This window comes from Mycobacterium sp. E2327, from assembly GCF_001672675.1.
Classification (GTDB): Bacteria; Actinomycetota; Actinomycetes; order Mycobacteriales; family Mycobacteriaceae; genus Mycobacterium.
This window is the reverse complement of the sequence record NZ_LZKE01000113.1, coordinates 17,908-31,959: the sequence shown is the minus strand read 5'-3', so window position 1 is coordinate 31,959 and position 14,052 is coordinate 17,908. Positions and strand designations below refer to the sequence as shown.

The 14,052-nt window shown below is 68.1% G+C and carries 12 protein-coding genes and 1 pseudogene; 4 read left to right on the top strand and 9 right to left on the bottom strand.

Features of this window, described 5'->3' with window-relative positions; translation table 11 throughout:
* Positions 1–133: 133 nt before the first annotated feature.
* Positions 134–790 (top strand): annotated as a pseudogene (locus A5712_RS32350) (DUF2275 domain-containing protein); the annotation flags it as partial.
* A gap of 144 nt (positions 791–934) precedes the next feature.
* On the top strand, positions 935–1,489 hold the full coding sequence (sigC, locus tag A5712_RS31945) for an RNA polymerase sigma factor SigC (RefSeq protein WP_231982118.1): 555 nt from the start codon (positions 935–937) through the stop codon (positions 1,487–1,489).
* Here sigC and A5712_RS13005 read toward each other — a convergent pair.
* From A5712_RS13005 to A5712_RS12990, 4 genes are read right to left on the bottom strand one after another with little or no spacing between them, the layout of a single operon-like run.
* On the bottom strand, positions 1,486–2,211 hold the full coding sequence (locus A5712_RS13005; protein ID WP_068105232.1) for a cobalt-precorrin-6A reductase: 726 nt from the start codon (positions 2,209–2,211) through the stop codon (positions 1,486–1,488). The two genes, sigC and A5712_RS13005, sit on opposite strands and share 4 nt — an antisense overlap.
* A complete protein-coding gene (gene cobM / locus A5712_RS13000) occupies positions 2,211–2,966 on the bottom strand; it encodes a precorrin-4 C(11)-methyltransferase (protein WP_068105230.1) in 756 nt (251 codons plus the stop codon). The genes A5712_RS13005 and cobM overlap by 1 nt, the downstream gene beginning before the upstream one ends.
* On the bottom strand, positions 2,963–4,129 hold the full coding sequence (locus A5712_RS12995) for a bifunctional cobalt-precorrin-7 (C(5))-methyltransferase/cobalt-precorrin-6B (C(15))-methyltransferase (RefSeq protein WP_068105304.1): 1,167 nt from the start codon (positions 4,127–4,129) through the stop codon (positions 2,963–2,965). Before A5712_RS12995 ends, cobM begins: the two co-directional genes overlap by 4 nt.
* A complete protein-coding gene (locus tag A5712_RS12990; protein ID WP_068105227.1) occupies positions 4,126–4,875 on the bottom strand; it encodes an SDR family NAD(P)-dependent oxidoreductase in 750 nt (249 codons plus the stop codon). The genes A5712_RS12995 and A5712_RS12990 overlap by 4 nt, the downstream gene beginning before the upstream one ends.
* A 35-nt stretch (positions 4,876–4,910) precedes the next feature.
* Between A5712_RS12990 and A5712_RS12985 the strand changes: the two genes are divergently transcribed.
* Positions 4,911–5,321, top strand: coding sequence for a F420-dependent biliverdin reductase (locus tag A5712_RS12985; RefSeq protein ID WP_066913250.1), 411 nt, complete (start codon positions 4,911–4,913; stop codon positions 5,319–5,321).
* Positions 5,322–5,396: 75 nt separating this feature from the next.
* Here the strand turns inward: A5712_RS12985 and A5712_RS30225 are convergent, their stop codons facing one another.
* From A5712_RS30225 to A5712_RS12970, 4 genes are all read right to left on the bottom strand, one after another.
* Positions 5,397–5,933, bottom strand: a complete 537-nt coding sequence (locus A5712_RS30225; protein ID WP_082973418.1) for a TNT antitoxin family protein — start codon at positions 5,931–5,933, stop codon at positions 5,397–5,399.
* Positions 5,930–8,749, bottom strand: a complete 2,820-nt coding sequence (locus A5712_RS12980) for a glycohydrolase toxin TNT-related protein (RefSeq protein ID WP_068105225.1) — start codon at positions 8,747–8,749, stop codon at positions 5,930–5,932. The genes A5712_RS30225 and A5712_RS12980 overlap by 4 nt, the downstream gene beginning before the upstream one ends.
* Positions 8,750–8,812: 63 nt before the next feature.
* Positions 8,813–11,089, bottom strand: a complete 2,277-nt coding sequence (locus A5712_RS12975; RefSeq protein ID WP_369830389.1) for an alpha/beta hydrolase-fold protein — start codon at positions 11,087–11,089, stop codon at positions 8,813–8,815.
* A gap of 5 nt (positions 11,090–11,094) precedes the next feature.
* Entirely contained in the window at positions 11,095–12,222 is a 1,128-nt protein-coding gene (locus A5712_RS12970) for a Xaa-Pro peptidase family protein (protein WP_068105223.1), read from the bottom strand.
* 36 nt (positions 12,223–12,258) lie between these two features.
* On the opposite strand from A5712_RS12970, the gene A5712_RS12965 reads away from it, so the two are divergent.
* The gene (locus A5712_RS12965; protein ID WP_068105220.1) at positions 12,259–13,215 is read left to right on the top strand and encodes a 5'-3' exonuclease; all 957 of its coding nucleotides are present in this window, start codon (positions 12,259–12,261) and stop codon (positions 13,213–13,215) included.
* A 6-nt stretch (positions 13,216–13,221) separates the two neighbouring features.
* Here the strand turns inward: A5712_RS12965 and A5712_RS12960 are convergent, their stop codons facing one another.
* Complete coding sequence (locus A5712_RS12960; protein WP_068105218.1) at positions 13,222–14,001, bottom strand: DUF4333 domain-containing protein; 780 nt, start codon at positions 13,999–14,001, stop codon at positions 13,222–13,224.
* Positions 14,002–14,052 lie beyond the last annotated feature (51 nt).

Sequence of the window (14,052 nt, the reverse complement as noted above, 5' to 3'; positions counted from 1 at the left end):
GGGCCTTCGGGCAAGAACACGAATACCTCTTCGGTCGGCGTAGTGAGGGGAGCGCTTGTCTTTTAGTGGTCGGTTTGCCCGACGGTTTGGTTCCCGTCCCCCGCACGTGGACGCCTTTGCGCGCGAACCGAGCATGCGCAACGATGCAGGGATGCGGTGTGACGTTGCGCGTGAGGCGCTTTCTGCGCGACTGGACGGCGAGCGTCCGCAGGTGCTCGCGCAACAGGTCGATGCCCACCTGGAGTCGTGCCGCGGTTGCCGCACCTGGCTGATCGGCGCGGCGGTCCAGTCGCGACGGCTGTCCTCCATTGCGCCCGGCGAGGGGCCGGACCTGGTCGACAAGATCATGGCCAGCCTCGATCAGCAGTCCCCCGCGTATCACCGCTCGACGCGCTGGTTGCGCTCGCGCTACCGGCGCTGGGGGTTGATCGGGGTCGGCCTGTTCCAGGTCGCGATCGCGGCCGCTCAGATCAGCGGCATCAATTTCGGCATGGTGTCGAGCCACATGCACGGCGCCATGTCGGGCGAGCACCTGATGCACGAGTCCACCGCGTGGTTGCTTGCGTTGGGTCTGGCAATGATTGCCGCGGGCGTTTGGCCCGCCACCGCGATGGGGGTGGCCGCGATTACCGGTGTGTATTCCGTCGCGCTATTGAGTTATGTGGTCGTCGACGCCTTCGCCGGCGAGGTCACTGCGACCCGCATCGCAAGCCACATGCCCCTGCTGCTTGGGCTCGTGTTCGCGTTGTTGGTGGCGCGCGAGTATGTGCGGACCCGGCGTCCGCACTCCTCCGGCAATGCCGCCGACGATCCCGACTCGACGTCGGAGGCGCCAGCGGGTCGGCGACACCGCCATCTCTGGCCGATCAACCACTCGGCCTCTACGACGACCCGTCGTAGACCGGCCGCACCCGTCCAACTAAGGTGGTTGGCTATGACCGCGTCAAGCGACGACGAGGCCGTCACCGACCTCGCGTTGGCAGCCGCACGCGGAAACGAGCGAGCGCTCGAAGCTTTCATCAAAGCGACCCAGCAAGACGTTTGGCGTTTCGTCGCCTATCTTTCCGACGCGAATACCGCGGACGACCTGACGCAGGAGACGTTCCTGCGAGCGATCGGTGCGATCGAGCGGTTCTCCGGACGGTCCAGTGCCCGAACCTGGCTGCTGGCGATCGCGCGCCGCGTCGTGGCTGATCACATCCGTTACGCCCAGTCGCGGCCCCGCACCGCATCCGCCGCCGATCCCGCCCACTTCCACAGCGGCGATCGCAATAACCGAGGGTTCGAAGACCTGGTCGAGGTGACCACGATGATCGCGAACCTCACCACGGAGCAGCGGGAGGCGCTGTTGCTCACGCAGTTGCTCGGGCTGCCCTACGCCGACGCCGCGGCGGTCTGCGGGTGCCCGGTCGGCACCATTCGATCTCGCGTTGCCCGGGCCCGCGATGCGCTGCTAGCTGACGCGGAACGCGAAGACCTGACCGGTTAGCCTAGCCGCGCAACCCATTCGGCGGCCTCTTCGGTGGTGCCGACGGCTGCGACGCCGGCCGGAAGTTTCGGTCTCGCGACCATTACCACCGGAATCCCTAGCGCGGCCGCCGCGTCCAGCTTGCCGCGGGTCATGTCGCCGCCGCTGTTTTTGGTGACCAGCGCGTCGATGCGGTGTTCACGCAGCAGCGTCAATTCGTCGTCGTAGTGATACGGGCCGCGCGACAACAGCAGCTGGTGGTGACGTGGCAGCGACGCGGGGTCCGGCGTGGTGACCGCGCGGATCAGAAACCACGCGTCGCTGTCGGCGAAGGCGTTGACACCCGAACGCCCGGTGGTGAGAAAAACGCGTGAGTAGCCTTGCTTGGCAACGGTTTTCGCCGCCTCCACGTCTGATGCGACGACGATAGCGTCGCCCGGCGTCCACGCGGGGCGCGCCAGCACCAAGTGCGGTATCCGCAGTGCGGCGCATGCTTCGGCGGCGTGCGCGGTCATGGTAGCGGCGAACGGGTGGGTGGCGTCGACGACGGCGTCGATGTGTTCCTCATGCAACCAGCGTTTTAGTCCGTCGACGCCGCCGAAGCCCCCGATGCGCACCGGGCCTACCGGCAGGGCGGGATCGGGGACGCGGCCTGCCAGCGAGCTGACGATGTCGACGCGCGGGTACAGGGCGTTGGCCAGTTCGCGAGCCTCGCCGGTGCCGCCGAGCAACAGGACGCGCATCAGTGCCGGCTCCCCCGGATCCGCTCGGTGGAATATAGGTAGCTGTCGGTGAACCCCTCGGCGGCCAGGACATCGCCGACGATGATCACGGCGGTCTTGGTGATGTTGGCGTCGTGCATCTGATCGGCGATGTCGGTCAGCGTCCCGCGCAGCAGCACCTGCTGCGGCCAACTAGCGAAAGCCACGACCGCAGCGGGTGCTTCGGGCCGGTAGCCGCCTTCGAGCAGCTGTGGGACGATGGCATCGATCTGGGCGGCTGCCAGGTGCAGGACCAGGGTTCCGCCGGCTTGAGCGAGGGTTTGTAGCTTTTCGCCGGGCGGCATGGGTGTCGAGAGGGTGGCCACACGGGTCAACGTCACCGTCTGCGCCACCCCGGGGACGGTGAGTTCGCGCTTCAACGCGGCCGCGGCGGCGGCGAAAGCTGTTACCCCCGGCACGATTTCGTAGTCGATGCCCAGCGCGTCGAGTCGCCGGCACTGCTCGGCCAGCGCACTGTACAGCGACGGATCACCGGAGTGTAGCCGTGCCACATCATGGCCCGCCGCATCGGCGTCGGCCATCTCGGTGACAATCTGTTCGAGCGTAAGCGGTCCGGTGTCAATGATTTTCGCGTCTTCGGGGCAGAGCGCCAGCAGGTCTTCAGGCATGATAGAGCCGGCATAGAGGCACGTTGGGCAGCTTTCGAGGAGCCGCTGGCCGCGGACCGTGATGAGGTCGGCAGCGCCGGGTCCCGCGCCGATGAAATACACCGTCACCTGGTCACCGCCCATTGGGTGACCGGCATTTGCGGGCGCCAACCAGTGAAGCCACCAAGCGGCTCGCCCTGGTAGTGCTGAAGGCGTCGCAATTGGCCGCCATAGCGCGAATATGACTGTGCAAGAAGCGATTCTGACTCAGCTGTGACCGCGTTGGCCACCAGCCGTCCGTCTCGGGGCAGGTTGTCCAGGCAGGCGTCGAGCAGGTCGGGTTGGGTCAGGCCGCCGCCGACGAAGATGGCCGCGGGCGCTTCGGCGCCGTCGAACGCCTCCGGCGCCTCGCCGAGGACGTCGATGCCGACGCCGAAGGACGCGGCGTTGGCCGCGATATTGCGGCGGCGCAGTTCGTCGCGCTCGAACGCCACCGCGCTGCAATCCGGCCACCTCAGGCACCACTCGACACTGATACTGCCCGAGCCCGCGCCGATGTCCCACAGCCGCTCCCCCGGCCGCGGCGCGAGGGCGGCCAGCGTCGCCGCCCGGACTCCAAGTTTGGTGATCTGGCCGTCGTGGACGAACGCGTCATCGGGATACGGCGACATGCGTTCGTCGGGCAGGTAGCGGACGGCGACCAGGTTTAGGTCGTCGACGTTTTGCGGTGGGTCGTCGGCCCATTGGCGCGCGCTGCCGTCGCGGCGGCGTTCGGTTGGGGCGCCGAGGTTTTCGAGCACATTGAACTCGGAGTCACCTCGCCCATGCGCGGTCAGCAGTGCAGCCAATTCCTTCGGCGTGGCCGCGTTTTTCGACAGCACGATCGCCCGGCCGCCGCGGCGCACGGCGGTGTGCGGCGGCGCGGTCACCAGGCTGATGACCTCGGTGTCGTGGACGTTCCAGCCCATCCGCGCGCAAGCCAACGTCACCGAGGACACATGCGGCAGCACCCTGACCTTCTTGGGGCCGTACAAGCGGGTCAGAGTGCCGCCGATGCCGTGCAGGAGCGGGTCGCCACTGGCGACAACGTGGATTTCGTCGTCCACGGAAAGTGCTTGCAGGGCGGGCAGCATCGGTGACGGCCACTCCCGGCGGGGCGCGGCCACCGTTTCATCGAGCAGGTCGAGCTGCCGTCGAGATCCGTAAATGATCGTGGCCCTGTGTAATTCGGCGCGCGACGATTCCGCGAGGCCGGCCATGCCGTCGGCGCCGATACCGACAACGATGATCATCGCGGCATCCTGCGCCAAATGAACTGCGGCAGCAGCCGCATCACGAAGAACATCGGCCGCAGCGACCACGGGATCCACACGGTGCGTCGGCCCTTGGCCAGGGCCCGTGCGGTTGCGGCGGCCACTTGCTCCGGCGTGCTCGACAGCGGCGCGGGCCGCATGCCCTCGGTCATGCGTCCGATGACGAAACCCGGGCGCGCGATGAGCAACCGCACGCCGGTCCCGTGCAGCGCGTCGGCCAGGCCGCTGGCGAATCCGTCCAGGCCGGCCTTCGCCGAGCCGTAGACGTAGTTCGCGCGGCGCACGCGCACCCCGGCGACCGAGGAGAACACCACCAGCGAGCCGCGGCCGGCGGTCCGCATGACGGCCGCCAGGTGCGTGAGCATGCTGACTTCGGCGACGTAGTCGGTGTGCACGATGGCGACCGCGTGAGCGGCGTCGGTCTCGGCGCGTGCTTGGTTGCCGAGGATCCCGAAGGCCAGGACCGCGGTGCCGATGGGCCCATGCTCGGCGACGATCGAGGCGACCAGCGGTCCGTGAGAGGCCAGATCGTCGGCGTCGAATTCCGTGGTGTGCACCGCCGCGGCGCCAGCGGCTTTGAGGGTGGCGATCTGGTCGTCGAGCTGATCGGACCTGCGCGCGGCAAGCACCACCGTCGCTCCTTGCGCCAGGCGCCGCGCGAGTTCGATGCCGATCTCGCTGCGGCCGCCCAGGATTAGTACCGGACCTGCGCCCGTGTCGTCCACGGCTGCGATTATGACCTGCGCTAGCGTGGTCGGTGATGGCGAATACCACTACGCGGCTGACCGACGATGCGCTGGCCTTCCTGTCAGAACGTCACCTGGCCATGCTGACCACGCTGCGAGCCGACAATTCCCCGCATGTGGTCGCCGTCGGTTTCACCTTCGACCCCAAGACGCACATCGCGCGGGTGATCACGACCGGCGGCTCGCAGAAAGCCGTCAACGCCGACCGCGCCGGGGTGGCCGTGCTGAGTCAGGTCGACGGCGCACGGTGGCTGTCGCTGGAGGGCCGGTCGAAGGTGAACAGCGACGCCGACGCGGTTCGTGATGCCGAGCTGCGCTACGCCCAGCGCTACCGGACTCCCAGACCCAACCCGCGACGGGTGGTCATCGAGGTGCAGGTCGAGCGGGTGCTGGGGTCGTCGGATTTGCTGGACCGGGGCGAATAAAGCGGCTTTCGCGACAAACTCGCCGGTTCCCTGATAGCCAAATGGTCCACAAGCCGTTAGTTCGCACTCTGCTAGCTATCGATGCGCGAAAAGCGGTTTTCCGTCTGGATCGAAGGCCGACGCTTCAATTTCGTCTATTGTTGCCGTCACATAGAGTGCGAGCTTGGTGAGTTCTGCCTTCGCAGTAACTCTGTCAGCGCTACCTATCGCAACGGTTGAGCCGTCGGACGCGATCAAGGCAAAACGCTCGACACCTTCAAACTCGCGGGTGCCGATGCTGAATTGCGCAGACGCGTTCTCGTCCAGATCTGGAGTACGCACACGCGGCATGCCCAGGTTACTCCTAATCGACATGCAGAATCTGCCGAAAAAATACCTTTCAATGGTGTCAATCGATGGAGCACTGAGAATGAAGTGTTCGGGACCCATGCGGTCAGAATCTGTAATGAGGAACCAGTCGCCCTGGCTGCGTCCGACTAGTAGTCGAACTTCACCCAAAGACGACGAGAATATGGCCCGTCCGTCTTCGGTACAGGATCCAGGCGTCAGCGTATACCCGGCCCGCTGGGCCCATTGCTCAAGCCGCGGAGAGATCTCGATGCGGTCTGTCATTCCAACACACCAATATCCGGATCGGTTAACTCTTCAACTGTCATCGCTCTACCCTCCGAGTTCAATATCCGAACTTGTATTGATCCACCAGGTTGACCCATTCCGGGTGCCACCTCAGAGACTTCGATCCCCCACCCGTCGGGGAGAGTCTTTAACAGGTAGGAATTATAGGGGTCGACAAGGCTGTTCACATGGAGCGCCCGCGCCTCCCAAGACGCAGGTAGGCCGTCTTCCATTACTGCAAGGTACTTTCCGTTCTCTAACCCGACCCGGTCAAGCAGCCTGCCGTAATGCTTGACAAACTGATCCGCATCGGTGAAGGCGATTTTTGTGCCCGGCACGGCACCATCATTTCCAGGGAAATTCATATAATGAGAGCCGTTAGAGCTCAGCTTATTAAATCGCTCGGCGTATTCGTGCGCAGTGTACGTGCGCCCAGAGGGGTCACGGCCGAAAGGCGCCTCAGGGTCGTTGATAAGTTTCGCCACGGATGGCTTGATGTGACTTGGGTCAGCTGGGTTATCCGTAAAGTCCCAATGATCGTGCAACGGCTCGCCGTAATGCGGGTCAAGTGGTCCGTCCGGTAGTCGATGCCATCCATTGCCGGAGGGCTCATGGGAATGTATGGGATCCCGCCCACCGTCTGGGGAACCGCCATGCCCGGGCCCGGGCGAACCGTCGCCGCCTGCCGGGCGTCCGTCCGGTCCATCATGGGGCGGCCCTCCATCCGCGGGCCCGTGCGGACCGCCACCGTCGCCGGAGTGACCACCGCGCGGACCACTGTCGCCGGGCCCGTGCCAACCGCTGCTGCCCGGAAGTTCTGTCGGATGGCCTCCCGGAAGAGTGGAATGTGGCGCCGTTGAGGAGAGCGATGGTGCCGGCTGCGATGCGTGCGCGACGGCAGGCGCGGGTTCGACGGGAGCCCCACTCGGCGACACCTGCATTGGAGCCGGCGAATGATCAGCCAGTTCCGGCACATTTGCCGGAACACGTTCGCCCACCGCAGCGGGAACGGATGGCGGATGCGATGCAGGTGCGGTTGCCGGTATCGGCTCACGCGGGCTGCCGGCCGGCACTGAGGCTGGTTCATGCGGACCACCCGCCGGCGCTGGCACCGGTTCATGCGGTTGACCACCCACGGGATCGTGCGGACCACCCGGCGAAGCATGCGATGGTGCTGACGCGGTACCGGCCGGATCGCGCGGACCGCCGGCCTCGGCGGGCCTGGGCTCGGCAGTCGGTCCGTGAGGTGCACCCGGCGGCGCATCAGGCGCACGTGGCGCCGAACCGACCGGCGCGTCAACCGACTTGGGAGGCAACGCAACGGGCTGGCCGCCGACCGGAGGCTCGATCTTGGGCAGCTCTCCGGTCACGCCTTCGAGGTCTTTTGTCAGGCTGCTGCCCTTCCCGGCGATATCGGCGAGTGCACCGCGGGGACCAACGACACCCGCGAGCCCGTCCGCCGCTCTGCCGGCGGCACGCTCCGCCTGCGCAGCCGCCTCGGCGCCGCGCGCGGCCGCCCCGGCACCATCGGCCGCGGCGGCCGCTTCACCGCCTCCCGGAATGAACAGCGTCGCGACATCGAAAGCGTTTTCCCCGAGCCCCAATCCTGGGCGAGCTGTACTCCAATCATCAAGGTGCAGAACGCCTTTCAGCTGCTGCAATTGAGCTTCGCCGGCCTCCTGCGGGTTAATCAGGGCGTTGAAGATGCTTCCCTTCCAGAGGCCTTTCCCCAGTCCCGCCCAGGTCGACGCCGCACCTTGGGGATCTATGAGGAACCAGCGCGGGTCGAGGTCCGCCATGGACGTCGCCATCCCGACGGCGCCCTTCAGAACTCCCTCGTTGGCGTTGGCAAAGACGTCGAAAACCGTTGCCACCTGGTTTCCGACCGCGTCGCCCAGAAAATCTTTGAGCTCGCCGCGCACGTACTTCTCCAGCTTGACGACCAGGCCGTCGACGACCCCCAAACCCAGCTTGATCGCCTGTTCGGAGGCCCGGGCTTCCCGCCCCAAGTTGTGCAGCACGTCGTTGACGTCTTTGGCGATCTTCTTGATCTCGTCGAGCGCATCGCCTTTGACGATCAACATCAGGTCGTGCCCCAGGTCGGTCAATGACCCCAGCCGGTTCAGCAGGTCGCGGATCGCGTTCTGCGCCCGCCCCACGTCGTTGGCGAAATTGTCGAGCGCGGTCGCGATCTTCGAGGAAGCCTCGAAGATTTGCCCCATCCCGGTGGCGATGTGCGACAACGCCTCGTCGATCTTGCCGCCCTCGGGTATCTGCTGCGCGGCCAGCAGCGACTTCGAGGCGTTGAGTGCGCCCTGCATCCCAATGACCGACGTGGCGAAGCCCCGCCAACTTGCCGCGGCCGCGTGCATCCCGGCCACGTCACCGTCCGGCCACACAGAGTCCACGAACGACTGCACCACCGCCCACAGCAGCGGCGGCGGCTCCCCTTTGCCCCAGGTGCCCGGCGGGCCGGGCGCCGAGATCTTGGCCGGTTCTGCCGGGGCTTGCAGCGCGCCGTCCCCGCCACCCAGCGTGGACGCCGCCTCCGCCTTGGAATAGTTCGACGCGCCCTGCTGTATCAGGGCCCCGCTCTGCCGGCAGGCGTTGACCGCGGCAGCCGCGGCCTTCAACAGCGACTCGGCGGCGTCCTGGTACCCGAGGCCGAACACCTCGCCGGCGGCATCCATGCCGGTGTGGGCCGCAAAACCCGCCGTCAACACGGTCAGATTCGCGGCCAGACCATCACCTGCGGCAGCCACGGCGCTGCCGGCTGCGAACAGCGCCTCAGGATCAACCGCCAACGGGCCCACGCGCGAAATTCTCGCGGACGGCCCTGCGCGACGCTATTCACCCAGGTCGCAGAGCCAGAAGACTCACCTGGCGACACGCAACGTGATGCGGTGCCGCCCGGCCGGCACCGCGACGGTCGCCCCGGCCGGCTCACCGTCGAGCTGCACCGATGCGCCGTCGGGCAGCCCGCCGAGCGTGATCCGCGCGGCCTTGTCGGTGGTGACCGTGATCGTCGACGACGGCAACGCGGCCAGCCCGGCGCGCGCAACGTCGAGCGTGAGGCCCGCGACGCCGCTGAGGCGCAGCGTCAGGTACGGCAGCGCGCCGACGGGCCGGCCGACTTGCCAGTCCAGCTCGCTGTACAACCCCGGCGTCGGCTCGAAGTTCAAAAGCACGCCGCGGTGGTGGCGAATCGTGTGCGTCGGGTCCGGACGGGCATACGAGCGCGCGTCGACCTCGGCGACGGCCCCGCGCCGCGCGGTTACCGAGGGATCGGCGGTCAGCTCCGAGAGCCACCACACCTGGTGGGGCCCGATCCCCAGATCCGCGCGCACCAATTGCGGATACCACGCGAACGTGATGTGTCCCGGATCAGCTTGGCGCAGACCGGTTCCCATGTGAGCGATCGGGTCCTCGAACTTGTCCTGCAGCACCCAGGCGAGGTGATCCTCGAGCGGATACACCGTAAAACGATGGCGGTAGCCCAGCCGGTCCAGTTCGAGCACCTGCTCGGCCGCCGACGCGAACGGCACCAGTTCATCGACCAGCCCGTGTGCGATGACGTACGGCAGCCAGCGGGCATTCACCAGCAACTTCCAGGTGTCACCCTCCCGGGCGCAGGGAGAGTCCAGGTCGAGGTCGGCCGGGATGTCGACGTCGGGAAGCAGCCGCACCCCGCACGCCGGCGGCCCGGCCAGGACCACCGCCTGCGAGAAGACCTGCGGATAGCTCAGCCCGAGCTTGTAGGCCGCATACCCGCCCATCGAATAGCCGGATACGACAGTGCGATTCGGGTCCGTGCCCAGCTGTTCGGCGACCCGGGCCCACACCTCCCACATGTCGAGCTCCCCGGTGTCGAAGTACCAGGTCGACGGGCCCCGGGCCAGCGGGGTGACCACCACCGAGTCGCGGCCCTCGCACACCTCGTGCAGCAGCCGCGGGTCGATCGCGGCAAACTGGCTCTGGCCCAAGGCAAGCGAGTGCAACAAGAGCGTCAGCGGCAGCGCACGACCCGGGGTGTAGCTGGACGGCAGGCAGACCGAATACGGCTGCACGCGCCCGAGGAATTGCGGCTTGGTGCTCAAGATGTCGTCGCCCGACAAGCCCTGACCGAGTTCCACCGAGGACACGTACCAGCGGGTCGACGGGCCGGTGAGCACCGGCTGGGGCTCGGTTTCGCGGGCCGCCAGCCGGGCCCACGGCACCGTCACCGCGAACGCCGACACGTCGCCATGCGTCAAAGCCGCCGCCTGGGTCGAGTCCGACCAGAAGTTCAGGTGCGGCGGCTCCTGCTCGTTGGTGCGAAACGCGACGTTGTAGACGTTGGGCTGCCCGGGCAACGCACCGTGTTCGGCGGGCACGTCGGCGAACCCGTCCCCCGCCGCATTGGCCAGCCCGGCGGCCAGCCGGACCGTCCAGCTCCCTTCCGGTTCCACCAGCGACCGCGGGACCTGCGCAATAAACGACCGCGACTGCAAATCCACGCTGTGCTCGACCGGCGTCGCCGCCTGGGTGGTCAGGTCGATCAACGTGGCGCCGCGCCCCGACAGCAGCAGGGCCGTGTCGATGCCCGCCGAGCGCACGCCCGCCCCGGCCGGCCAGTCGGCGGCGGCCGTCCGGGCGGGGTCGGTGTCAAGAGTGAACAGCGCGACGGGCACCGAGGCGTCCAGCAGGGTGTTCCAGTCGACCCGCCACCAGGTGTGGGTGTCGGTGAGGCCGATGGCGACGCGGAAGATGTCGGCGCCGTTGCGGGCGGCCGGCCCGTCGGGGTAGACGTAGGTGCCGCGCGGCGGCGCCTGGATTTTCAGGTCCCCGACCGGGATGCCCGTCGCGCCGTGGTCGTCGTAGAGGAAGTCCGTCCAGAACACGGCGCCGCCGGCCAGCCGGCCCGCGCCGCAGGTGCGCGGAAACTCCTCTCCGAACGGCCAATTCGGCGGCACGGGCAGGCGCGGCTCGGGGCGCCGCGCGGCCGGCGGCACGCCTTCGGGCATCCCGTCGACGACGACGAGTTCGCCGGGCGGCGCGGGCGCGGGCGCCGCCGGGTGCAACACCGCGTCGGCGACGTGGCGCGCGATGCGCAGCGGTAGCAGCGTGAGGTCCAGGATCGACACGTCGCCCAACCTACGCGGCACTACCGTCATGCCAGCTAGGGCGCGGGAACCACGATCAACTCGTGCGGCCGGTTGTTGACCGCCAGGGCGCCGTCCTCGGTGACGACGACGATGTCCTCGATCCGGGCGCCCCACCGGCCAGGGAAGTAGATGCCGGGTTCGACGGAGAAGGCCATGCCCGCCGCCAACGGCAGGTCGTTGCCGGCGACGATGTACGGCTCCTCGTGCACCGACAGCCCGATGCCGTGCCCGGTGCGGTGCACGAAGAACTCCGCGAGCCCGGCCTCGGCCAGCACGTCGCGGGCGGCGGCGTCGACCTGCTCGGCGGTGACGCCCGGACGGACCGCGTCAAGCGCGGCGCGCTGGGCTCGTTCCAGCACCGAATACTGTTGGGCCACATCGGCTCTGGGCTCGCCGATGCTGTAGGTGCGGGTCGAGTCGGAGTGATAGCCCGGCTCGTAGGCGCCGCCGATGTCGACGACGACGACGTCGCCCACCTGCAATTCCCGATCCGAATAGCCGTGATGCGGGTCGGCCGCGTGCGGGCCCGAGCCGACGATGATGAAGGCCACCTCCGAATGTCCTTCGGCGACAATCGCTTCGGCGATATCCGCCGCGACGTCGGCCTCGGTGCGGCCCGGCCGCAGGAACTCCGGCACGCGGGCGTGCACCCGGTCGATGGCCGCACCGGCCTTGCGCAGCGCGTCGACCTCGCATTCCTCCTTGACCATCCGTAACTCGCGCAGCAGGTCGGTGGCCAGCACCGGCAGCACGCCCAGGACCTCGGCCAGCGGCAACAGGTGCAGCGCGGGCATGGAATCGGTGACGGCGGTCGCGGCGGGTGCGCCGCCCAACGCCTCGCTCACCAGCCGGTAGGGGTCGTCGCCGTCGACCCAATCCCGCACCGCCACGCCCAGTTCCGCAACGGCGGACTCCTTGAGGGAGGCCAGCTCCAGTCGGGGCACCACGATCGTCGCGTCGCCGGTGGCCGGCAGGACCAGCGCAGTGAGCCGCTCGAGGGTCTGCGCCCGCGAGCCGACGAGGTAACGCAGGTCGTAGCCCGGGGTGATCACCAGGCCGGCGAGCCCGGCGTCGGCGGTCGCCGCGGCCGCCGCTGCCAGCCGGCGCGCGTACACCCCCGCGTCGAATCGATGCGAGTCCATGGCAGCCAGATTAACGGCGCTGGCAGGATAGCCCGCATGCCCGAACCGCTCGTGCTCCTCGACGGCGCCAGCATGTGGTTCCGCTCGTACTTCGGCGTGCCGTCGTCGATCAAAGCGCCCGACGGCAGGCCCGTCAACGCCGTCCGCGGCTTCCTCGACTCGATGGCAGTCGTGATCAGCCAGCAGCGGCCCGGCCGGCTGGTGGTGTGCCTGGACCTGGACTGGCGGCCACAATTCCGGGTCGACCTCATCCCGTCGTACAAGGCGCACCGGGTCGCCGAGCCGGAACCGGAGGGTCAGCCCGACATCGAGGAAGTGCCCGACGACCTGACGCCGCAGATCGACATGATCATGGAGCTGCTCGACGCGTTCGGGATCCCGACGGCGGGCGCGGAGGGTTTCGAGGCCGACGACGTGCTGGGCACGCTGGCAGCGCGGGAGCGCACCGACCCCGTCGTCGTGGTCAGCGGCGACCGCGACCTGTTGCAGGTGGTCGCCGACGATCCCATCCCGGTTCGGGTGCTTTACCTGGGCCGCGGACTGACCAAGGCCACGTTGTTCGGGCCGGCCGAGGTGGCCGAGCACTACGGCGTGCCGCGGGAACGGGCCGGGCCGGCCTACGCCGAGCTCGCGCTGCTGCGCGGCGATCCGTCCGACGGCCTGCCCGGCGTCCCGGGTGTGGGCGAGAAGACGGCGGCCACACTGCTGGCCCAGCACGGTTCGCTGGACGGAATCCTGGCCGCCGCCCATGACCCAAAGTCCAAGATGGCCAAGAGTTTACGGGCGAAGCTGCTGGGCGCGACCGACTACATCGAGGCCGCCGGCAAGGTGGTGCGGGTGGCCACCGACGCGCCGGTCACGCTGTCGACACCCACCGACGCACTGCCGTTGGTCGCCGCCCATCCGCGACGCACCGCCAAGCTGGCGACCGAGCTGGGGGTCGGGTCACCGGTGGCCCGGTTGCAAAAGGCGCTCGACGGCCTGCCCGGCTGACGGCCCCTACTGGGGCCGGCCGACCTCGTAGGTGCCCTTGTTGTCCTGGAAGGTCACCGTCACGTGCTTCTTGGCGCCGTCGATGCTGACGTCACAGTCAAAGGTGGCGCCCTTCTTGACGACGGGGTCCTGGCCGTGGTTGCAGGAGACGTCCTTGACGTTCTTGGCGCCGTAGCCGTTGGTCTCGTCGGTCAGCACCTGCTGCACACCGGCCTGCGCCTTGTTGACGTCCAACTTGGTGGTGACGAAAAACCCGGGCTGCCAGAAGCCCAGCACCAGCACCACGGCGATCACCAGGAACGCGATCACGCCGACCACGCCCCCGATCAGCGCCATCGAGCGCTTCTTCGCCGGCTGTTGGTCGTAGGGGGCGTACTGCTGCGGGTATTGGCCGGGCTGACCGTACTGACCCGGCTGACCGTATTGGCCGTACTGGCCGGGCTGGCCCGGCTGCGCCGGCTGGCCGTACTGGCCCGGTTGGCCGTACGGGGCGTACTGGCCGGGCTGGGCGTATTGCTGGGGCTGTTCGCCGTACTGCGGCGGTTGGCCGTAGCCCGGCTGCTGGGGGTACTGCTGCGGGTACGCCTGCTCGGCCGGTTGCTGGTATTGCGGGTAGTCGGCGGGCGGCGTGTAGGCCGGGGCCTGCCACGTCTGCTCCTGGCCGGGCTGCTGCTGCGGCGGCTGCCAGTGCGTTGGCGCCACCTGGGTGGGCTCCGAGGACTGATCGCCGCTCTGACCGGGCGGTTGCCACTGGTGACCCGGGTCCGACCCCTGCGGTCCGCTCATTCCTTCTCCTCAGTTCCCTTGTCTCTCGCGCCATTAGCGCCATGTAACGGT

Coding starts and splice junctions, on each gene's coding strand:
- sigC (WP_231982118.1), top strand. CDS start 935: ATGACCGCGTCAAGCGACGACGAGGCCGTCACCGACCTCGCGTTGGCA.
- A5712_RS13005 (WP_068105232.1), bottom strand. CDS start 2,211: ATGCGCGTCCTGTTGCTCGGCGGCACCGGCGAGGCTCGCGAACTGGCC.
- A5712_RS12995 (WP_068105304.1), bottom strand. CDS start 4,129: ATGATCATCGTTGTCGGTATCGGCGCCGACGGCATGGCCGGCCTCGCG.
- A5712_RS12985 (WP_066913250.1), top strand. CDS start 4,911: ATGGCGAATACCACTACGCGGCTGACCGACGATGCGCTGGCCTTCCTG.
- A5712_RS30225 (WP_082973418.1), bottom strand. CDS start 5,933: ATGACAGACCGCATCGAGATCTCTCCGCGGCTTGAGCAATGGGCCCAG.
- A5712_RS12975 (WP_369830389.1), bottom strand. CDS start 11,089: ATGACGGTAGTGCCGCGTAGGTTGGGCGACGTGTCGATCCTGGACCTC.
- A5712_RS12970 (WP_068105223.1), bottom strand. CDS start 12,222: ATGGACTCGCATCGATTCGACGCGGGGGTGTACGCGCGCCGGCTGGCA.
- A5712_RS12965 (WP_068105220.1), top strand. CDS start 12,259: ATGCCCGAACCGCTCGTGCTCCTCGACGGCGCCAGCATGTGGTTCCGC.
- A5712_RS12960 (WP_068105218.1), bottom strand. CDS start 14,001: ATGAGCGGACCGCAGGGGTCGGACCCGGGTCACCAGTGGCAACCGCCC.